Here is a 20,372-nt window from a genome sequence, read left to right as displayed (position 1 = left end):
TTCTTTACATTCGCGTAACGCAGTTCCAGTTGAATTCCTTGCAATCGACCGCGCAAAAAACTGTGTTGCCGCACGCCATTTGACGCAGCAAAGGCCAAGCACTATGCGCGATGGAAACTCACGTGCATTCGTATTCAGATTCTGCGCCGCCGCGCAGCGCCGGGACCCGTCCCGCCCTGCCAGGCCCGCACAACGGGAGGCTTGAAGTGTCCGATACCAGCCTGAACGTCTCGCTCTCGCAGCAGGGATATCCTGAACCGGCGCAGCTGTTCGCCAACCTTCCCACCGGGCCGCTGGTCGAACACGCCATCCGCAACGGCGAAGGCCTCCTCGCCAAGGACGGCCCGCTGGTCGTCGCCACCGGCAAGCACACCGGTCGCAGCGCCAAGGACAAGTTCATCGTCCGCGATGCCGAAACCGAAAGCACCGTGTGGTGGGGCAAGACCAACGTGGCGATGACGCCCGAACACTTCGCCAACCTCAAGGCCGATTTCATCAAGGCGCTGGGCGAAAAGGACAAGCTCTACGTGGCCGACCTGTTCGGCGGCTCGCAGAGCGAATACCGCGTCAACGTGCGCGTGATCAACGAATTCGCCTGGCACAACCTGTTCATCCGCACGCTGCTGGTTCGCCCCACGGCTGAGGAGCTGACCTCGTTCGTGCCCGAATACACGATCATCGATCTGCCCAGCTTCCGCGCCGATCCCGAACGCCACGGTTCGCGCAGCGAAACGGTGATCGCGGTCAACTTCACCGAAAAGCTGATCCTGATCGGCGGCACCAGCTACGCCGGCGAAATGAAGAAGTCGGTGTTCGGCATCCTCAACTACCTGCTGCCGGTGAAGGGCGTCATGCCCATGCACTGCTCGGCCAACATCGGCCCCAACGGCGATACCGCCGTGTTCTTCGGCCTGTCGGGCACCGGCAAGACCACGCTGTCGGCCGATGCCAGCCGCACGCTGATCGGCGACGATGAACATGGCTGGTCGGACACCGCCGTGTTCAACTTCGAAGGCGGTTGCTACGCCAAGATGATCCGCCTCTCGGCCGAAGCCGAACCGGAAATCTTCGCCACCACCAAGCGTTTCGGCACCGTGCTCGAAAACGTCGTGATCGATCCCGTCACGCGCGAAATCGACCTCGACGACAACAGCCTCGCCGAAAACAGCCGCGGTTCGTACCCGATCGATTTCATTCCGAACTGCTCGGAAAAGAACCTCGGCCCGGTGCCGCAGAACATCATCTTCCTCACCGCCGATGCCTATGGCGTGCTGCCGCCGATCGCGCGGCTCACCCCCGAACAGGCGATGTACCACTTCCTCTCGGGCTACACCGCCCGCGTCGCCGGCACCGAAATCGGCGTGACCGAGCCGGAAGCCACCTTCTCGACCTGCTTCGGCGCGCCGTTCATGCCGCGCCACCCGTCGGTCTATGGCAACCTGCTCAAGGAACGCATCAACAAGGGCGGCGTGAAGTGCTGGCTGGTCAACACCGGCTGGTCGGGCGGCAAGGCCACCATGGAAGGCATCAAGCGCATGCCGATCAAGGCCACCCGCGCCCTGCTCAACGCCGCGCTCGACGGCAGCCTGAACGAAGCCGAATTCCGCGAAGATCCGAACTTCGGCTTCGAAGTGCCGGTCGCGGTGCCGGGCGTCGATGCGAAGCTGCTCGACCCGCGCGGTGCCTGGGCCGATGGCGCCGAATACGACAAGACCGCGCAGGATCTAGTGCGCAAGTTCATCGACAACTTCGAACAGTTTGCCGAACACGTCGATGAATCGGTTCGCCAGGCAGCGCCCGTCGCCGCCTGATCCAACCGTTCTTTCCGAACAGCAAGGCCCCGTCGCTCGCGGCGGGGCCTTTTGCTTTTTTAAGAAGGGGCTGGCCGCCCTGTCCGGTCGGTGCCAGAGGGTCGTTGAACCCCCTTTCGGCATCACACGGACTCTCGCTGCCTGCAGGGTATTGCATATACAATTTGCGTTACCATGACCGGCTGCTGCGCTGTCCTACATCCGGCAGGTGGGCTATCCAATGCCCGATGCCAGCCCGAATTTCCCTCTTTTCCGCCGTTCCTGGCCAGTATCCGCCGCCTCATCGGCCCTATGCCCGAAGGTCGGGAAGCGGTGGCGAGTAATTGCTCAGGACCGTGTCAACCCCGTCAACCCTGCCGATTTAGCGCCTGCCTTTTCGCCCCCCATCCCCCAGGATTTTCCCTTCGATGACCGACCACCCGATTCGCCCCTTCACCTCCGACGCAGCCGTGCGCCACGTCGCCGGCGGGCTCCTCGCGGCCACCCTGCCCAAGCAGGAATGGACCCACGAAGCGCACCTCGCGGCCTGCCTGTGCCTGCTGCGCGAACATCCCGATGTCGTGCTGGAACGCGATCTCCCCGGTGTCATCCGCACCTACAACGAAGCCGTGGGCGGCCAGAACACCGACAGCGCCGGCTATCACGAAACGCTCACCCAGCTCTACATCCGCGGCGTGCGCGCCTTCGCCGCAACGATGCCCGCCGGGCACCCCGCTGGTCGTTGCGGTCAACGCCCTCCTCGCCAGCGAGATCGGCCCGCGCGACTGGCCGCTTTGCTTCTATTCCAGGGACCGCCTGTTCAGCGTCGAAGCCCGCCGCGGCTGGGTGGAACCGGATCTCGCCACGGTGGAGTGATTTTCGCGAAGGATCGCACCTTCCCCCGCGTTTGCCCTCGCAGCGCAACGGGAGGACCGACATGAACACGACGAACGAACAACACGACGATCATCACGGCCACGGCCTGGCGGAAGATCTCGCGCGGATGGAAAAGATGCGCGTCGACCGCCGCCGCGCAATCGGCCTGTTCGCGGCGACCGGCGGTTCGGCGATCGTGCTCGGCTGCGGCGACGGTGGCAGTTCGGGCTCAACGGTAACCGTGTCGACATCAAGCGCCACCGCAACTTCGACCGCGACCGCGACCGCCACGGCAACGGCAACCGCGACTGCAACGGCCACCGCCGGTGCCTGCACCGTCCCCGCCACGGAAACCAATGGCCCCTACCCCGCCGATGGCACCAACACGTCATCGGGCCTGACATCGAACGCGCTCACCGCCAGCGGTGTCGTGCGCAGCGACATCCGTTCGAGCTTCGTCGGCACGTCGACCACCGTCGCAACCGGCACGCTGCTGACGCTGACGATCACCGTGGTCGATGCCAACAACGGCTGCGCTCCGCTCGCCGGTTATGCCGTCTACATCTGGCACTGCGACAAGGACGGAAAATATTCGCTCTACAGCCTGCCAAACGAAAGCTACCTGCGCGGCGTGCAGGTGACCGACAGCAACGGGCAGGTCACGTTCACCACGATCTTCCCCGGCTGCTACAGCGGCCGCTACCCGCACATCCACTTCGAGGTGTTCTCGAGCCTCGCCAATGCCACCAGCGGGCGCAGCGCGGTGCTGATCTCACAGCTGGCCATGCCGGCAACGGCCTGCGCGGCGGTCTATGCCCAGTCGAGCTATTCAAACAGCGTCAGCGCCTACAACGCCAGTTCGATCTCGTCGGACAACGTCTTCGGCGACAACACCACCGCGCAGATGGCAGTGATGACGCCTGCCATGACCGGGTCGGTCAGCGCAGGCTACGCCGCCACGACGACGATCGGCATCGCCACCTGAGGGGCCGCGGGCGCCTGCGCGCGGTTCGTCAGTCGGGAAAGCCGACGAAGCGCGCGCACTCGGCCACGCTCTTGCGGTTGGAGACGACGGCGTTGGCGGGAAAGTCATCGTCCGGCCAGCCCATCGCCACGCAGATCATGATCACCTGGTCTTCCGGAATGCCGGCATGTTCGCGCACCACGGGCGACTGCATGATCCCCTGGCTGTTGATCACGCAGCCCAGCCCCTTGGACCAAGCGGCGTTGACCAGCGCGTTGGTCACCGCGCCGCAGTCGAACGGCGCGATGTCGCTGCCTTCGAGCACCTTGTCGTAGGTCACCACGACCGAGACCGGCGCATCGAACTGGCGGAAGCCGCGCAGGACCCAGTCCATCCGGCCTTCCTTGTCGTCGCGAGCGATGCCCATCACGCCGAACAGCTGCTTGGCAACATCGATCTGCCGTTCGCGGTGCTGCGGGCCGATGGCGCCGCCGGCGCGGAATTCGCGGCTGTCGGGCACGCCGGCCAGATTGCGTTCGGTGTTCCCGGCGCGGATCCTGTCGAGCGGTTCGCCGGCCACGACGGTGAAGTTCCACGGCTGGGTGTTGTGCGACGATGGCGCCCGCAGGGCGAGCTGAAGCACTTCCTCGATCACCGCGCGGGGCACCGGCTCCGCTTTGAAGCCGCGGATGCTGCGCCGGCCGGTCACGATGTCGGCATAGGTCGCGGTTTCGTTCATCGCATCTGATCTCCTCTTGCGCGCTGTTTAACCGAACAGTTAAGTGGCGCAAGGCGGTTCAGGCGAAGGCAGTGGTCGAACGCAGATGATTGTAGGCTTCGACCACTTCCTGCAGCCGCCCTTCGTAGCTGCGGTCACCGCCGTTGCGATCGGGGTGATAGCGGCGCACCAGTTCCGAATAGCGGCTGCGCAGCGCCTTGCGATCGGCATCAAGATCGAGCCCCAGCACTTCGTACGAGCGCCGGTCGACCGGCGAGATGCCGCGCCGCGCCGCTTCCTGGCGGTGCATCGCATCGGCCCGGCGGGCCCGCGCGCGCTGCTGGATCGCTTCGAGCGGATCGGCAAAGTCGTTCCAGCGCGGCGCCTGGTCGATCCCGGCATCGGGACGGAAGGCGCGGGTCTGGCTTTCCCAGCCAGCGATGGGAGACTGCGCGGCGAGGATTTCGTCGGGCGTCATGCCGGCGAAGAAATCGTAGCCCGAATTGAACTGGCGCACGTGTTCGAGGCAGAACCAGCGGTAATCGCCGGGCCCGTCGAAGCCCGAGGGCCGTCCGCCGGGCGCGCGGAATTCCCCCGGCTCGTCGCAGCCGGGCGCGTTGCAGATACGCCCGGTGTGGTGGACGCGGCCATGGAACTTGTCTTGCTTCACCCGATTGCACATGGTGCCTCTTCATCTGGAAGGGAAGTCATGACCGGTCCGATCGCGCTGGAAATCGAACGAAAGCTGGAGCAGGCCTTTGCCCCCACCCGGCTGGACGTGATCAACGAAAGCGACCGCCACGCCGGCCATTCGGGGCACGACGGATCGGGCGAATCGCACTTCATCGTGGAGATCGAGAGCGCCGCCTTTGCGGGCATTTCGCGCCTTCAGCGCCAGCGTATGGTCAACGCCGCGCTGGGCGACATTCCCGGCCAGCGCGTCCACGCATTGGCCATCAGGGCCCGCGCGCCCGGTGAAGCGGCCAAGGGTTGAGGAGGGGACGATGCTTGCGACCTTGTCCAGCCTGAGCTTCGTACTTGCCGGGATTGCGATAGTTCTCGCCTTCAAGTCGTTCGGAATCAATCAGGAGTACGAACGTGGCGTCGTGTTTCGACTGGGACGGCTTGTCGAAACGAAGGGGCCCGGCTGGTTCTGGCTTATACCCCTGATCGACCGGGTGCAGAAGGTGGACTTGCGCGTGGTGACGTTTTCGCTCGCAACGCAGGAAACCGTGACGCGCGACGGGGTGGCCGTACGAGTCAACGCCGTGCTGTGGTTTCGTGCCATCGACCCAAAGCTGGTGGTCACGGCGGTCGTCGATTGGCAGTCCGCAGTGATTCAGGCCGCCGAAACTGGCATGCGCGACGCAATCGGCCAGAGCGACCTGGACCAGATGCTAAAAGAGAGGACCGTCATCAACTCCAGACTGCTTGAGCTTCTCGGTAAGACATGTTCGCAGTGGGGCGTTGGCGTTGACGCCGTAGAGATCAAGGATCTCGACATCCCCGAGCAGATGCAGCGCGCAATCGCCCGCGAGGCCGAGGCGATCCGCGAGAAGCGGGCGCGCATCATCAAGGCCGAAGGCGAGCGCGAAGCTTCTCAGACGCTGGCGGACGCGGCGCGGATAATTGGCGAAGTTCCGGGCGCACTTGAATTGCGGCGGCTGCAGACGTTGAGCGAGATCGGGGTCGAGCACAATTCGACGATCGTCGCGATGTTCCCGACCGAATTGCTTGAGGCTGCTCGCAGGCTCGGCAGTGGTTGACGCTTCGACCTCCCACGCGTCCCAGCGGCGCATCCGGCGTGCCGCGCGCATCCTGTTGAGCGATGCACAGGGGTGCGTGCTGCTGTTCCGCTACAGCCCGCCAGGTCGCCGCGCGTTCTGGTGTGCGCCCGGTGGCGAGTGCGATCCGGGTGAGGACTTTCCTGCCGCCGCCCGGCGCGAGCTGCGCGAGGAAACGGGCCTCGACATCGACTGCGGGAGCGAGATCGCCGCGCGGGCCGACGACTTCGTGACGCTGGAAGGGGAACCCGTCCGATCGGACGAGCGCTTCTTTCGTGTGGAGATCGAAGCGCATGACGTGGTCGACCATGGCCGCACCGAGCTGGAAGTGGCGATGGGCATGACCCACCGCTGGTTCACCCGCGACGAGATCGCAGGGTGGGCCGAGCCGATCTTCCCTGAAAATCTCCTCGCCCTGCTAGATCTGAAGGTGCCGGCATGAACGACGTCCTGATCCAGACCCTGCGCCCGGTGACCCACAATCTGGGCGCGTTCGAAGTGCGCCGCGCCATCCCGACGCGCGAGCGCACGATGGTGGGCCCGTTCATCTTCGTCGACCAGTTCGGCCCTTCGCACCTGCCGCCCGGCAGCGCGATGGACGTGCGGCCCCATCCGCACATCAACCTGGCCACGGTAACCTGGCTGTTCGAAGGCGCGATCGACCACCGCGACAGCATCGGCAGCTATGCGACGATCCGCCCCGGCCAGGTCAACCTGATGACCGCCGGGCGCGGCATCGTCCATTCCGAGCGCAGCCCGGCGAACGAGCGACTGACGACCCAGACGCTCTACGGCATGCAGACATGGCTTGCCCTGCCCGACGGGCGCGAGGAGATCGACCCTGCGTTCGAATCCCGCGCCGATCTGCCGCTCATTGAGGATTCGTGCGTGCAGGCCCGCGTCATCATGGGTTCGCTGTGGGGCAAGACCGCGCCCACCACGCAATATGCCGAGACGATCTATGCCGAAATCGTGCTGGCGCCGGGTGGCGCGCTGCCGATCGACAGCGAGGCCGATGAACGCGCGGTGATGCTGGTGGGTGGCGAGGCCGAGATCGAGGGCATCCCGCTAGAACCCTATGCGCTGGTCGTGCTGGCACCGGGCAAGGCGCTCAAGCTGACTTCGGCAAGCGGGGGGCGGGTGATGCTGCTGGGCGGCGAGGCTTTCGCAACGCCGCGCCATGTGTGGTGGAATTTCGTCAGTTCGAGCCGCGAGCGCATCAACCAGGCCAAGCAGGACTGGGAACAGGGCCGCTTTCCGCAAGTGCCCGGCGACAGCGACGAATTCATCCCGCTGCCGCGCATCGCCACCACGGTAAGCTACCCATAAGACACAGGACAGGACGGGAGAGAAATCATGACATTTGCGGGCGAAATCGCCTGGGTGACCGGCGCATCGTCGGGCCTGGGCGTGGCGATGGCAAAGGAACTGGCCAAGGATGGCGCCAGGCTGGTCCTGTCTGGCCGCAACCGCGAGGCGCTGGATGCCGTCGCGAAGGACTGCGGCGCGGAAGCGCTGGTCCTGCCGTTCGAGGCGACGGACTATGCCGCGGCCGAAGCGGCGGCGGCGCAGGCGTGGGACTGGGCCACGGCGCGTTCGGGCGGGATCGACCTGCTGATCAACAACGCGGGCATTTCGCAGCGTTCGGTGGCGCTGGAAACCGCGTTTCCGGTCTACGAGCGGATCATCGCGGTCGACCTGCTTGCCCCCATCGCGCTGACGCAGGCGATGCTGCCCAAGATGGCGGCGCGCGGCAAGGGGCGGCTGGGCTTCGTTTCGAGCATTGCCGGCAAGGTGGGATCGCCGATGCGCACCGCGTATAGCGCGGCCAAGTTCGGGCTGATCGGCTATGCCGACGCGCTGCGCGTGGAAGTGACCGGGCTTGGCCTGTCGGTGCACACGATCTGCCCCGGATCGGTCCGCACCAACGTTTCGCGCAACGCGCTGACGGCCGACGGTTCGGCGCGCGGGGTGAGCGACCGGAACATCGAGAACGGGCTGGAGCCCGACGCCATCGCGCGCGAGATCATCGACGCGATTGCCGCCGGCGAGCGCGAGATCATCGCCGCGATCGGCTTCGAGAAGGAAATCGGCGAACTGCGCCGCACGCCCGAGCCGCTGATGGACCGCATGGCGCAACTGTTCGAGGCGGGTTACGCCGCGAAGATGAAGGAAGGGGCATGACCGGGATGCAGCAGAAGATGGTCATGTTGAAGAACGGCATCGAGCTTGCCGTGGTGGACGAAGGGCCGCGCGATGCGCCGGTGCTGATCTTCCTCCACGGCTTTCCGGAATCGCATCGCACCTGGCGCCACCAGATCCGCCATTTTTCGGACCGCTATCGCTGCATCGCGCCCGACCAGCGCGGCTATGGCCGGTCGGCCAAGCCCGATGGCGTCGAAAACTACACCGCCAACAACATGATCGGCGATGTGTTTCGCCTGGCCGATGCGCTGGGCGTGGCGGACTTTACCGTGGTTGGGCACGACTGGGGCGGCGCGATTGCCTGGGGCGTGGCGCTGACCGGGCAGAAGACCCGCGTGACCCGCGCGATCGTGGCCAATGCGCCGCATCCCGGTGTCTTTCCCAAGCTCGTCTGGACCGACAAGGCGCAGCGGCAGGCGAGCCAGTACTTCCGCGATTTCCGCGATTCCCTGAACGACGCGGCGCTCGACAAGGGCGGGCTGAAGCCGCTGCTCGGCCAGCAGACCACCCAATTGTTCAGCGACAAGATGGAGCCCGAGGAGCGCGCCGCGCTCGAGGCCGACTGGGCGGACCCAGTGACGGCCAAGGCCATGGTCAACTGGTATCGCGCCAGCCCCGTGTTCGTGCCGCCGATGGACGCGCCCTATGAATTGCCGGCGGACTACAAGCCGCTGAACGTGCCGGTGCTCGACATCCCCACGCTGGTGGTGTGGGCGATGGACGATCCCGCGCTTTCGCCCGCGAATGTCGATGGCCTGGCCGAAACCATCCCCGACCTCACCGTCGAGCGGGTGCACGATTGCGGGCACTTCGTGACGTGGGAGGCAGCCGACCGCTTCATCGCGGCAATGGAGGACTTCCTCGCCCGCACCGAAGCCAGGGCATGAACGAACCGGCGCGCGACCGCTCGTCGCTCCTGCGCGGGCACGGCGGCGGCCATGCGCCGGTCAGCTACCTCGAACTGTTCTTCGACCTCGTCTACGTCTTCGCCATCACGCAGGTTTCGCATGTGCTGTTGAAGCACCTGTCGTGGACCGGGCTTGCCGAAAGCGCGCTGCTGTTCCTCGCGGTGTGGTGGGCGTGGATGTATACGACATGGGCGGCCAATTGGGCGGAACCCGAACGCGTGCCCGTGCGGGTGATGCTGTTGTTCGGCATGCTGGCGAGCCTGGTCATGGCCGTCGCCATGCCGCGCGCCTTTGCCCATGGCAATCAGGATCGCGGCCTGCTGTTCGTCAGCGCCTACCTGTCGCTGCAGGTGGGGCGCACGCTATTCATGGCCTGGGCGCTGTGGCGCGAGGACCGGGGCGCGGCGATGACGATGGTCAGGATGGCCTGCTACTTCGGGCTTTCGGCAGCGTGCTGGATCGCAGGGGCACTGGCGCACGAACCGCTCGGACGGATCGTGCTGTGGCTGGCGGCGCTGCTGGTTGAGTATTCAGGGCCGATCATGGGCTATCGCACGCCGTTGCTGGGTCGCTCGCAGCCGTCCGACTGGGTCATCTCGGGCAGCCACATGGCCGAACGCTGCGCGCTGTTCATCATCATCGCGCTGGGCGAAGGGATCATCGTCACCGGCGCGAGCTTTGCCGATCTGAAGCCCGATGGCGCGCACATTGCCGCCTTCCTCGTCGCCTTTGCCGGCTCCGTGCTGATGTGGTGGATCTACTTCGACGTCGGCGCCGAACGCGGGGCCAGGCACATCGAGCATCACCAGGAACCGGGCCGCGTGGCGCGCAACGCCTATACCTACCTGCACATGCCGATCGTGGGCGGGGTGGTGGTGACCGCCGTGGCCGATGCGCTGATCCTGGAAGCGCCAGCAGGGCCCGCGACGCCGGGCCTGATCCTGACGCAGTGCGGCGGACTGCTGCTGTTCCTGCTGGGCGTGGGGCTGTTCAAGCGCTTTGCCAGCCCGCTGGGCAACCTGCCGCTGAGCCACCTCGTCGGCGCGGGGCTGCTGCTGGCGCTTGGGGGGTGGAGTGCGTGGACGGCGGTGCCGGCAATCGGCTTCGTCGGCTGCACCGTGGGCGTGCTGGCGCTCGTCGCGCTGTGGGAATGGGGCTCGTTCCACGGCGGGTGGGAGGAGCGCCTATCGCGCATAGCACCGAGCCTGGCGGCAAGGCTCAAGCCGAAGCGGCTGCTCTAGGCGCCGAACCATTCCACCCACGCGCCGTGGGCGTGCGCGGTGCCGAGCAGGACCTCCTCCCCGCCGCCGGGCCAGCTGCGCACGCGCAGTTCGTGGCGGAACGTCTCGCGGTTGGTTTCGAGCTTGACCCAGGCGAGGCGGCGGCGGGCGTCGGCTGTTGCACCAGCCGCGGCCATCGCCGCTTCGATCCGCGCGCGGGTTTCGGGTGGAAGGTATTGCCACACGATCGAATGGTAGAGCACGCGCGTGGTATCGTCGGCCTGTGGCGTGGCGAGGCGCTGGTCGACGAAATCGGCGGCGTCCATCTGCACCAGCTTGGGCGGCCGGGCCTGCGCCAGCGCGATGGCGGCGTCGATCCGGGCGATGCGTTCGGTCACCTCGGCCCAGACATAGGCTTTCAGCCGCAGCGCCTGTTCGGGATCGGCCAAGCTGACCGGCGCGCGATCGCAGCCTTCGATGGCGACGATCTCGACCGGGGCCTGCGGCGGGGGCGGCCCTTTCCATTCGGGCCGGATATGCATCGGCGAATCGGCGGGGCCGGCGGTGGTGCCGCCAAGGTCGAAGTGAAAGCGCTCCATCATCGTGTTGACGCCCGCGCTCGCGCCCAGTTCGTTCATTTCGAAACGAGGGCCAAGGCGCTGCGAAAGCCACAGCAGCGCTGCCATGATCGAGGCCGAACGCCCCGCTTCGTTGGTCTGCGGCGGTCCGTCGAGCCAGGGCAGGAGCGCGGCATCGTGATCGCGAGTGACGGCGGCGACCAGCGCGTCGACCTCCGCCTGATCGGTCACCTCCCCCCGATAGACGGCCCCAAGCCGCGCATCCGCGCCGGTGAGGCTGAGGAAATGGTGCCCGCCCGCCAGCCGCAGCGGCAGCGCATCCTCCAGCGGGCGGCCCGGCCAGTGCGCCAGCGCGCGGCCCACGGCGCTTGCCCCATCGAGCAGGGCGAGCTGCGCGCGCACCACGCGGCCGGTGCACGGCGCGCCGTTGTTGGCGGCGTGGTCGGCCTGCCAGCGGATCGCGTTGGCGACGTTCTCGATCTCCATGATCGGTTCCATGAGGTTGCCCTTTCCGGCCCTTTGCCATAGGGCGCGCATCGTCATGACCGCCGCCGCCCAGCTCGTATTCGCCCTGCCCAAGGGCCGCATCCTCGACGAGGCGCTGCCCCTGCTCGAACAGGCAGGCGTGGTGCCCGATGCCGACTTCTTCAACAAGGCCTCTCGCGCGCTTTCGTTCGCCACCAACCGGCCGGACGTGAAGATCATCCGCGTGCGCGCCTTCGACGTGGCCACGTTCGTGGCCCATGGCGCGGCGCAGATCGGCATCGTCGGGTCCGACGTGATCGACGAGTTCGACTATGCCGACCTCTACGCGCCGGTCGATCTCGACATCGGGCATTGCCGCCTGTCGGTGGCAGAGCCGGTCAGCGCGGTCGAAAGCGGGGCAAACGGCCGCGAAAGCCACGCCCGCGTCGCCACCAAGTATCCCAACCTCACCCGCCGCCACTTCGAGAAGCTGGGCGTTGCGGCAGAGGTGGTGAAGCTGAACGGCGCGATGGAACTGGCGCCTTCGCTGGGGCTTGCCAGCCGCATCGTCGACCTTGTCTCCACCGGCAAGACGCTGAAGGACAACGGCCTTGTCGAAACGAGCCGCATCCTGCCGGTTTCGGCGCGCCTGATCGTCAACCGCGCCGCCTTGAAGACCGACAGCGCGCGCATCGGCGCGCTGGTCGATGCCTTCCGCGAGATGGTCGCCAAGCGCAAGGCGGCCGCGTGATGCTCAAGCTCAGGACCAGCGACGCCGGGTTCGACAAGGCCTTCGCCCGCCTCGTCAAGGATCGCCGCGAAAGCGACGAGAACGTGGCGCGCGATGTGCAGACGATCATCGACGACGTCCGCCTGCGCGGCGACGAGGCGCTGGCCGAATATACCGAGCGGTTCGACCAGCACCTGCCCGCCGAAGACGACTGGCGCATTCCGGCCGAGGCCTGCCGCGAAGCCTTCGACGGCTTGAAGCCCGACCTGCGCGCCGCGCTCGAATTGGCCGCGCAGCGCATCCGCGCCTATCACGAAGCGCAGCTGCCCGAAGACCGCGACTATACCGATGCCGCCGGCATCCGCCTCGGCGCGCGCTGGACCGCCGTGGATGGCGCAGGGCTCTACGTACCGGGCGGGCGTGCCGCCTATCCCTCCTCGCTGCTGATGAACGCCATTCCGGCCAAGGTGGCGGGCGTCGAACGGCTGGTGGTGGTGACGCCCACGCCCAAGGGGCTGGTCAACCCGCTGGTGCTGGCCGCCGCGCATCTTGCCGGGGTGGACGAAGTGTGGCGCGTCGGCGGGGCGCAGGCGGTGGCCGCGCTCGCCTATGGCACCAAGCGCATCAAGCCGGTCGACGTGATTACCGGCCCCGGCAATGCCTGGGTGGCCGAAGCCAAGCGCCAGCTGTTCGGCGTGGTTGGCATCGACATGGTGGCGGGCCCGTCCGAAATCCTCGTCATCGCCGATGGCAAGAATGATCCGCAGTGGATCGCCGCCGACCTGCTGAGCCAGGCCGAGCACGATCCTTCGGCGCAGGCGATCCTGATCACCGACGACGAAGGCTTCGCCGATCAGGTGGCCGACATGGTCGGTGTCGAAATCGCGCTGCTACCCACGGCCAAGGTCGCCAAGGCGAGCTGGGACGCGCACGGCACGATCATCGTCGTGAACAGCCTGGACGAAGCGCCTGCGCTCGCCAACGCGCTGGCGGCAGAACACGTCGAGATCGCCACCGACAGCCCTGAGCGCCTGTTCGACAAGATCCGCCATGCGGGCTCCGTCTTCCTTGGGCGGATGACGCCCGAAGCCATCGGCGATTACGTCGCCGGCCCCAACCATGTCCTGCCCACCGGCCGCCGCGCGCGGTTCTCTTCGGGCCTTTCGGTTCTGGATTTCATGAAACGCACCAGCTTCATCGCCGTCAGCGATGCTTCCATCTCCGCCGTCGGCCCCGCCGCGGTCGAACTCGCCGAGGCCGAGGGCCTTGCCGCCCACGCCCGCTCGATCGCGCTGAGGCTCGGCCAGTGAGCAGCGGAAAGGACCAGACGCGCGCCCGTAGCGCCGCCCGCCTCGCCGCCGTTCAGGCGCTCTACCAGCTCGAGATGGAAAGCCCTGAGCTACACCTGCTGCTCGACGAATTCCACATGCACCGCCTCGGCGCCGAGATCGAGGATGTCGAATATGCCGCAGCCGACGTCGCCTTCTTCGACGACGTGGTGAAGGGCGTTGCCGCCCGCCGTGACGAGATCGACGCCCTGCTCGGCGCCAAGCTCGCCTCCGGCTGGTCGGTCGCGCGGCTCGACCGCACGATGCTGCAGATCCTGCGCGCAGGGGCCTGGGAGCTGATGGCGCGCAAGGACGTGACCGTGGGCACCGTGATCAACGAATACCTCGACGTGGCGCACGCCTTCTTCGACGCGCGCGAGGCGAAGTTCGCCAATGGCGTGCTGGACGCGGTGGCCAAGTCGGTCCGCTGATCGCCCCACCTTTGGGGACAGAAAAAAGGGCGCGCCGGAAGTCCGGTCGCGCCCCTTTCTTTGCGTTTCTGGCCCTGACCCTCCCCGTTTGCCTCGAGCGAAGTCGAGAGGCGCTGCGCACCCGTGTCTCGACTACGCTCGACACGAACGGCTGGGGGCCGGGTCAGTCCACGCTGCTCCGTGAGCCGCTTACGAACCGATCACGTGCAGCGCGCAGAGCTTGTTGCCATCCGGATCGCGCAGGTAGGCGAGGTAGAACGGGCTGCCGGCGCGCGGTCCCGGCGGATCTTCGCAAGCGACGCCACCATTGGCGACGCCCGCAGCGTGCCAGGCATCGGCCTGTTCCGGGGTCATCGCGAAGCCGATCGTACCGCCGTTGGCGCCGGTGGCCGGCTGGCCGTTGATCGGCGGCGTCACGAGGAACATCGAACCGTTGTGCTGATAGATCAGGCGGCCCTTTTCGTCCGTGATCGCGGGCTTGCCGCCGAACGCAGCGAAAGTTGCGTCATAGAACTTCTTCGAGGCGGCAATGTCATTGCTGCCGACCATCACGTGACTGAACATCGAGGATTCCTCTCCCTGTTGAGCAAGGTGGAAAGGGGTGTGCCGCCCGCCCGGCAAGCGGTCAAGCCTCGGTTGCGCAATGCAACGTATCAGCCCTGTGAAAGCGTGCGGCGCACCGCGTCACGCCACAAGGCGGCCAGCCCGGCGCGTCGTTCGGACGGCATGGCCGGCGTGAAGCGTGCGGCGCTTTCCCACGTGCGCGAAAGATCGTCGAGCCCCGACCACACGCCCGTGGCGAGGCCGGCATGGAACGCCGCGCCCAGCGCCGTGGTTTCGAGATTGGTCGGCTTTTCGACCGCGACGCCCAGCATGTCCGCAAGGAACTGGCACAGCCAGTCGTTGGCCGCCATGCCGCCGTCGATGCGCAGCGCAGCCGCCAGCGCGCCGCTGTCGCGCACCATTGCTTCGACCAGGTCCATCGTCTGGAATGCGACCGATTCCAGCGCCGCGCGTGCCAGATGTGCGGCCGTTGCGCCGAGCGTCAGGCCGAAGATCGCGCCCTTGGCGTCCGGGTCCCAGTATGGCGCGCCCAGCCCGGCAAAGGCCGGGACCATGACCACGCCGTGGCTGTCATCGACTTGCGTCGCCAGGCCATGCGTCTCGCTCGCGTGGGCGATCACGCCCAAGCCGTCGCGCAGCCATTTGACCGCGGCGCCTGCCACGAAGATCGACCCTTCGAGCGCGTAGGTCATCTGTCCGTCGAGGCGATAGGCGGGCGTCGTCAGCAACCGATTGGCCGAGCGCGGCGCTTCGCCGCCGGTGTTCATCAGCATGAAGCAGCCGGTGCCATAGGTGCTCTTGGCCATGCCGGAGGCGAAGCAGGCCTGCCCGAACAGCGCCGCCTGCTGATCCCCCGCCATCCCGGCGATGGGCAGGCTGGCGCCGAACAGCGCGGGGTCGGTCGTGCCGAACAGGCCGGAATTGTCCCGCACCTGCGGCAGGATCGCGCTTGGCACGCGCAGCAGGCGGCACAGGTCTTCATCCCAGCACTGGCGGCGGATGTCGTAGAGCAGCGTGCGCCCGGCATTGGTCACGTCGGTGGCGTGCACCTTGCCGCCGGTGAGCCGCCACAGCAGGAAGCTGTCGATCGTGCCGAAGGCCAGCTCGCCACGTTCGGCCCGTTCGCGCGCGCCGGGCACGTGGTCGAGCATCCACGCCGCCTTGGTCGCGCTGAAGTAGGGATCGAGCAGCAGCCCGGTGCGCTCGGTGACCATCGCCTCGGCCCCGTCGGCCTTCAGCGCGGCGCAGGTTTCGGCGGTGCGGCGATCCTGCCAGACGATGGCGCGGTGGATCGGCGCACCGCTCGCACGGTCCCATATCACCACCGTTTCGCGCTGGTTGGCGATGCCGATGGCGGCGACTTGCGATGGCGGCACGCCGTCCAGCACCTCGCGCGCGACGGCAAGGCAATCGCGCCAGATGTCCTCGGCATCGTGCTCTACCCACCCGGCTTGCGGATAGTGCTGGGCGAATTCGCGCTGCGCCACGCGGACCGAGCGGGCGTCCTCGTCGAACAGGATCGCGCGGGTGGAGGTCGTCCCCTGATCGATCGCCAGAACGTGCCGCAAGTGTCCTCTCCGCCTTGTTATCGGCGCAGATGACACCGGCGGCGCGCAACGCGCAAGGTCACAGTTCTCCGGAAGCGAAGCCCAGCGTATCGAGCAGCGCGGCGCGCGCGGTGCGGCATTGCCGCCAGAGCGCCGGATCGCCGAGGTCTTCGGGCGCGATCCGTTCGGGCCAGTGCGCCTCGATCACCTGGGCCATGCGGTCGGCCTTGGCGGAATCGAGCAGGAAGCGCGGATCGATCGCGGCAAAAGCCTCGTCGCTCACCGCCACGCGCAGCCGCAGGCAGGCAGGGCCACCGCCGTTGCGCATCGATTCGCGCACTTCGACGACTTCCAGCCGCCGGATCGGACCATTGCCGGCGACGATTTCCTGCAGCCAGTCCCACACTTCCGGCACTTCGCGCACTTCGCCGGGCAGGACCAGCGCCATGCCGCCTTCGGGTAGGGAGATCAGCTGCGAGTTGAACAGGTACGAGCGGATCGCGGCGTCGAGGCTGATCCGCGCGGCGGGCGCTTCGACGATCTGCACCGAGGGCAGCCGTTCGCGGATCGCGGCATAAGTGCCATCGCGGTCTTCGAAAGCCAGTTCGTGAGTGAACAGCACGGTTTCGTTGGCAACTGCGACGACGTCGTTGTGGAACGCGCCGGCGGCGATCGCGGCGTCGCTCTGGCAGACGAGCAGCGTGCCCGCTTCCGACAGCCCGTGGCGCCGCGCCACTGCTGCGCTTGCCGCCTTGTGCTGGCGCGCGGGGAATTCGGCGCGGCCCTGCTCGCCATAGACCAGCACTTCGAGGCCGGGTTCGCCGTGAGCGGTGGCAAGGCGCATGAAGTTCGCCGCGCCTTCGTCGCCGAGGCCCCCGGGCAGAGCAGCATGCACCGCGAAGTGGCGCGTGTCGGCGAAGGCGAGCTTCAGTTGCCGCAGCGTCTGCGGCGCCTCGATCGAGCGGTGCAGCATGGTCGACAGGTTGGCGACCGAGATGTGGCAGCGTCCGTCCGCGCAATCGGGCGCGGGGCTGACCGTGCCGGCGTTGGCGGTCCACATCGCGCTGGCCGACATGGCGTTGCGCAACAGCGCAGGCTCGGCCTTCCAGGCCGCTTCGCAGACCTCGTCGTCGCTTCCGGCAAAGCCGAGGGTGCGCAGCCAGTCGGCATCGGGCCGTGCGTGGGGCAGCAGGAAGCCTTGGCTGAGCCCCATGTCCATCACCCGGCGCATCTTGGCGAGGCCCTGCAGCGCGGCGGCGCGGGGGGAGGAAACTCCGCCCGCGTTGCGCGCCGAGGCCAGGTTGCCGAGTGAGAGGCCGGCGTAGTTGTGGCTTGGGCCGATCAGCCCGTCGAAGTTGACCTCGCGCATCGGATCAGCCCTTCAGCCCGACGAGGTCTGCGGTGAGATCGGCGAGCGCCGGACTTTCGAACGAAGCGACCGGGTAGGCGCAATAGTCCGCCGCGTAATAGGCGCTCGGGCGGTGGTTGCCCGATGCGCCGAGGCCGCCGAACGGCATCGCCCCGCTTGCGCCCGTGGTCGGGCGGTTCCAGTTGACCACGCCGGCGCGGCTGCGGGCGAGGAAGTCCTCCCACTTCGCGCCATCTTCCGAAATCAGCCCGCCCGACAGGCCGAACCCGGTCGCATTGGCGAGCGCGATCGCCTCGTCCCAATCGGCGGCGCGGCGGACCTGCAGCACGGGAGCGAAGATCTCGGCGTCGGGCACATCGAGGCCGGTTACGTCGATCATCGCCGGGGTGACGAAGGCGGCGGAGCGGCCGGGAACGGCGCCGAGCGGGCGGATCACCTTGGCCCCGCCGGCCACCAGCGCATCGTAGGCGCGGTGCGCAGTGTCGGCGGCGCGGGCCGAGATCAGCGAGCCGAGCGTCGGCTGCGGGTCTTCGTCCCACGCGCCGATGGTCATGCGGTCGGAAAGCGCGGCCACCGCCTGAACCATGGCGTCGCCCGCAGCGCCTGTCGGCACGATCAGGCGGCGCGCGCAGGAACAGCGCTGGCCGGTGGTGGCGAAGGCCGAGGCCGCGACGATCGAGGCGACGGTCTCGGGCGCGCCGTCCCAGGCGATCAGCGGGTTGTTGCCGCCAAGCTCCAGCGCGAGGATCACGTGCGGCCGGTCGACCAGCGCGCGGCGCAAGGCAGCGCCGGTTGTGGCGCTGCCGGTGAACAGCAGCCCGTCGATATCGGCATCGACCAGCGCCGCGCCGGTTTCGCGCGCACCCTGCACCACCTGCAGCACGTCTGCCGGCAGGCCTGCATCATGCCACAGCGCGACCATCGCCTCGCCCACCAGCGGGGTTTCCTCGCTCGGCTTGAACACCACGGTGTTGCCGGCGAGCAGGGCGGGAACGATGTGGCCATTGGGCAGGTGGCCGGGGAAGTTGTAGGGCCCGAGCACGGCCATCACCCCGTGCGGCTTGTGGCGCAGCATGGCGCTGCCGAAGGGTGCGGGATCGGTGCGGTTGCCGGCGCGCTCGGCCTGGGCGCGGATCGAGAGTTCCACCTTGCCGACCATCGAGCCGACTTCCTGGCGCGTTTCCCACAGCGGCTTGCCGGTCTCCTGCGCGATGGTGCGGGCGAGCGGCTCTGCCTGATCCTTCAGCCGCGCGGCATAGGCGCGGGCGAGCGCGACGCGCTCTTCCAGCAACGTGCGCGACCAGCCCGGCACCGCGGCGCGCGCGCGGGCGACGGCAGCGGCGACTGCACCGGCATCGGCCGCTTCGCCTTCCCAGAGCAGGGCGCCGGTGGCGGGACAGGTGGAAGTGAGCTTGGTCATGTGAAACGCCTCGAAATCGGAATTGGCACCATGTTACACACGTCGCTCATGCTGGATAAGCGGATTATCCGGCGCTATAAATGACCGATGGTCATGAAGGACGACGATCCCCGCCTGCTGCCGCCTCTATCGATGCTGCGCTGTTTCGAGGCCGCTGCGCGCGAAGGCACGTTCAGCCGCGCGGCCGATCAGCTTGGATTGACGCAAAGCGGAGTCAGCCGCCAGATCGCACATCTGGAGGATTGGCTCGGCACGCCTCTGTTCGAGCGGCACGGCCGCCGCGTGGCGCTCAACCGCACGGGGCAGGCCTACCTTGGCGAGGTGTCCGCCGCGCTTGGCCTGATCCGTGCCGGAACGCGGCGACTGATCGCGCCGGACGACAAGGGCGTCACGCTCGCCACCCTGCCCGGCTTCGGCATGCGCTGGCTCGCACCACGGCTGCCCGCGCTTTCGGCGATCCATCCAGACCTGATGGTCAGCATGATCGCGCGGACCGACCTGTTCGACTTCGCGGCCGAGGACTTCGATGCCGCGATCCACGTCGGCCCGCCCGACTGGCCCGCAGGCGCCAGTGGCGAGCCGCTGGTCCACGAACGCCTGTTTGCCGAAGTCATGGTGCCGGTCATCGCCCCGACGCTGGCCGAACGGCTTGCCATCGCCACCCCGCGCGACTTGCTGGAAGCACCGCTGCTGGCGCTTTCGGCCCAGCCCGATGCCTGGGCCCGCTGGTTCGCCGCCGACGGGCTTGAGCTTGCCGCAGGCCCGCCGCGCCAGCGCTTCTCGCAATTCCTGATGCTGGCACAGGCAGCCGTCGCAGGGGCAGGCGCCGCGCTGCTGCCGCGCTTCCTGGTGGAAAGCGAGCTTGCCGCAGGCTTGCTGACCGTGCCGTTCGACCGACCGCTGGAGGGCACGCGGAGCTACTTCCTTGTCTACCCGCGGCGAAAGGCGCGCGACGGCGACTTTGCCCGCTTCCGCGCTTGGCTGGTCGATGAGGCGCGTAAGTAGAAGATTCATGCTTGCGCTGATGACAAGCGCAGCAGCGAGGCGTAACGGCGCGGCCATGCGGGGGCTTCGGGCAATCCTTTTGCGCAATCGCACGCTGGCCATGGCGCTGGTCGCGCTTGCGCTTGCCATGCGCGCGCTGATCCCCGCGGGCTTCATGCCCGGCAAGACGGCGACGTCGAGCTTCACCGTGCTGGTCTGCGCCGATGCGACCGGCCTGCACAGTCCCATGACGATCACGGTCGCCAAGCACGGCGCGCCCGCGCAGGCCCCCGAGCAGGCCAAGGCGAACGAGCACTGCGCCTTTGCCGGCCTTGGCATGGCGGCTCTTTCGGGCGCCGATCCCGCGCTGCTGGCTGCCGCGATCGCTTTTCTTGTCGCGCTTGGGTTCGGACCGGTCGCGCTTCCAGCGCTGCGCCGTGCCCCCCGGATCCTACCCCCGCCCTGCGGCCCCCCTGCCCTCTCCTGAGCCG

General features: G+C 67.6%; 21 protein-coding genes and 1 pseudogene. 15 read left to right on the top strand and 7 right to left on the bottom strand.

Translation table 11 applies throughout. The features are described 5' to 3' along the window. Nucleotides 1-206 precede the first annotated feature (206 nt). The 3 genes from HHL27_RS05280 to HHL27_RS05270 all read left to right on the top strand — a co-directional run bounded on the left by HHL27_RS05280 (nt 207) and on the right by HHL27_RS05270 (nt 3,651). Complete coding sequence (locus HHL27_RS05280) at nt 207-1,811, top strand: phosphoenolpyruvate carboxykinase (RefSeq protein WP_169492341.1); 1,605 nt, start codon at nt 207-209, stop codon at nt 1,809-1,811. Between the two features lie 407 nt (nt 1,812-2,218). Further along, complete coding sequence (locus HHL27_RS05275) at nt 2,219-2,731, top strand: hypothetical protein (RefSeq protein WP_338114825.1); 513 nt, start codon at nt 2,219-2,221, stop codon at nt 2,729-2,731. After that, nucleotides 2,728-3,651, top strand: coding sequence for a dioxygenase family protein (locus HHL27_RS05270; protein ID WP_169492340.1), 924 nt, complete (start codon nt 2,728-2,730; stop codon nt 3,649-3,651). Before HHL27_RS05275 ends, HHL27_RS05270 begins: the two co-directional genes overlap by 4 nt. Before the next feature lie 28 nt (nt 3,652-3,679). Here HHL27_RS05270 and HHL27_RS05265 read toward each other — a convergent pair whose 3' ends face one another. Continuing rightward, nucleotides 3,680-4,369, bottom strand: a complete 690-nt coding sequence (locus HHL27_RS05265; RefSeq protein WP_169492339.1) for a nitroreductase — start codon at nt 4,367-4,369, stop codon at nt 3,680-3,682. Between the two features lie 58 nt (nt 4,370-4,427). Continuing rightward, nucleotides 4,428-5,018: a J domain-containing protein gene (locus HHL27_RS05260; protein ID WP_338114824.1), complete on the bottom strand. Its 591-nt coding sequence runs from the start codon at nt 5,016-5,018 to the stop codon at nt 4,428-4,430. A gap of 39 nt (nt 5,019-5,057) precedes the next feature. Here HHL27_RS05260 and HHL27_RS05255 point away from each other — a divergent pair, with 39 nt between their 5' ends. From HHL27_RS05255 to HHL27_RS05225, 7 genes are read left to right on the top strand one after another with little or no spacing between them, the layout of a single operon-like run. Then, the gene (locus HHL27_RS05255) at nt 5,058-5,342 is read left to right on the top strand and encodes a BolA family protein (RefSeq protein ID WP_169492337.1); all 285 of its coding nucleotides are present in this window, start codon (nt 5,058-5,060) and stop codon (nt 5,340-5,342) included. Nucleotides 5,343-5,352: 10 nt separating this feature from the next. Then, nucleotides 5,353-6,114, top strand: a complete 762-nt coding sequence (locus HHL27_RS05250; protein ID WP_169492336.1) for a slipin family protein — start codon at nt 5,353-5,355, stop codon at nt 6,112-6,114. Next, entirely contained in the window at nt 6,107-6,574 is a 468-nt protein-coding gene (locus tag HHL27_RS05245; RefSeq protein ID WP_338114823.1) for an NUDIX hydrolase, read from the top strand. Before HHL27_RS05250 ends, HHL27_RS05245 begins: the two co-directional genes overlap by 8 nt. Then, nucleotides 6,571-7,461, top strand: a complete 891-nt coding sequence (locus HHL27_RS05240) for a pirin family protein (RefSeq protein ID WP_169492335.1) — start codon at nt 6,571-6,573, stop codon at nt 7,459-7,461. Before HHL27_RS05245 ends, HHL27_RS05240 begins: the two co-directional genes overlap by 4 nt. 27 nt (nt 7,462-7,488) lie before the next feature. Then, nucleotides 7,489-8,316: an SDR family NAD(P)-dependent oxidoreductase gene (locus tag HHL27_RS05235; protein WP_169492334.1), complete on the top strand. Its 828-nt coding sequence runs from the start codon at nt 7,489-7,491 to the stop codon at nt 8,314-8,316. Further along, nucleotides 8,313-9,224, top strand: coding sequence for an alpha/beta fold hydrolase (locus HHL27_RS05230; protein WP_169492333.1), 912 nt, complete (start codon nt 8,313-8,315; stop codon nt 9,222-9,224). Before HHL27_RS05235 ends, HHL27_RS05230 begins: the two co-directional genes overlap by 4 nt. Then, the gene (locus HHL27_RS05225; protein WP_169492332.1) at nt 9,221-10,486 is read left to right on the top strand and encodes a low temperature requirement protein A; all 1,266 of its coding nucleotides are present in this window, start codon (nt 9,221-9,223) and stop codon (nt 10,484-10,486) included. Before HHL27_RS05230 ends, HHL27_RS05225 begins: the two co-directional genes overlap by 4 nt. Here the strand turns inward: HHL27_RS05225 and HHL27_RS05220 are convergent. Beyond that, nucleotides 10,483-11,541 carry a DUF2332 domain-containing protein gene (locus HHL27_RS05220; RefSeq protein ID WP_169492331.1) on the bottom strand — a complete coding sequence of 353 codons (1,059 nt, stop codon included), beginning with the start codon at nt 11,539-11,541 and terminating at the stop codon, nt 10,483-10,485. The two genes, HHL27_RS05225 and HHL27_RS05220, sit on opposite strands and share 4 nt — an antisense overlap. Before the next feature lie 43 nt (nt 11,542-11,584). Here HHL27_RS05220 and hisG point away from each other — a divergent pair, with 43 nt between their 5' ends. Genes hisG through nusB form a run of 3 tightly spaced genes read left to right on the top strand, consistent with a single transcriptional unit; the run spans nt 11,585 to nt 13,997 of the window. Beyond that, nucleotides 11,585-12,259, top strand: a complete 675-nt coding sequence (gene hisG, locus HHL27_RS05215) for an ATP phosphoribosyltransferase (protein ID WP_169492330.1) — start codon at nt 11,585-11,587, stop codon at nt 12,257-12,259. Continuing rightward, on the top strand, nt 12,259-13,548 hold the full coding sequence (gene hisD / locus HHL27_RS05210) for a histidinol dehydrogenase (RefSeq protein WP_169492329.1): 1,290 nt from the start codon (nt 12,259-12,261) through the stop codon (nt 13,546-13,548). The genes hisG and hisD overlap by 1 nt, the downstream gene beginning before the upstream one ends. Next, nucleotides 13,545-13,997 (top strand): transcription antitermination factor NusB, encoded by a 453-nt coding sequence (gene nusB, locus HHL27_RS05205; RefSeq protein WP_169492328.1) that lies wholly within the window; start codon nt 13,545-13,547, stop codon nt 13,995-13,997. Before hisD ends, nusB begins: the two co-directional genes overlap by 4 nt. A 189-nt stretch (nt 13,998-14,186) precedes the next feature. Here nusB and HHL27_RS05200 read toward each other — a convergent pair whose 3' ends face one another. The 4 genes and pseudogenes from HHL27_RS05200 to astD all read right to left on the bottom strand — a co-directional run. Then, a complete protein-coding gene (locus HHL27_RS05200) occupies nt 14,187-14,561 on the bottom strand; it encodes a VOC family protein (RefSeq protein ID WP_169492327.1) in 375 nt (124 codons plus the stop codon). 89 nt (nt 14,562-14,650) lie between these two features. Next, complete coding sequence (glpK, locus tag HHL27_RS05195; RefSeq protein WP_169492326.1) at nt 14,651-16,129, bottom strand: glycerol kinase GlpK; 1,479 nt, start codon at nt 16,127-16,129, stop codon at nt 14,651-14,653. Nucleotides 16,130-16,187: 58 nt separating this feature from the next. After that, entirely contained in the window at nt 16,188-17,477 is a 1,290-nt protein-coding gene (locus tag HHL27_RS05190) for an N-succinylarginine dihydrolase (protein WP_169492325.1), read from the bottom strand. 4 nt (nt 17,478-17,481) lie between these two features. Next, a pseudogene (astD, locus tag HHL27_RS05185) lies at nt 17,482-18,903 on the bottom strand (succinylglutamate-semialdehyde dehydrogenase); the annotation flags it as partial. Between the two features lie 87 nt (nt 18,904-18,990). On the opposite strand from astD, the gene HHL27_RS05180 reads away from it, so the two are divergent. Further along, on the top strand, nt 18,991-19,902 hold the full coding sequence (locus tag HHL27_RS05180) for a LysR substrate-binding domain-containing protein (protein WP_169492323.1): 912 nt from the start codon (nt 18,991-18,993) through the stop codon (nt 19,900-19,902). 55 nt (nt 19,903-19,957) lie between these two features. Beyond that, nucleotides 19,958-20,368 carry a hypothetical protein gene (locus HHL27_RS05175; RefSeq protein WP_206069403.1) on the top strand — a complete coding sequence of 137 codons (411 nt, stop codon included), beginning with the start codon at nt 19,958-19,960 and terminating at the stop codon, nt 20,366-20,368. Nucleotides 20,369-20,372: the final 4 nt, after the last annotated feature.

It is taken from the genome of Novosphingobium olei (genome assembly GCF_012927405.1).
In the GTDB taxonomy this organism is placed as follows: domain Bacteria; phylum Pseudomonadota; class Alphaproteobacteria; order Sphingomonadales; family Sphingomonadaceae; genus Novosphingobium; species Novosphingobium olei.
The sequence above is the reverse complement of the archived record's forward strand: the minus strand, read 5'-3'. Positions and strand labels throughout refer to the sequence as shown.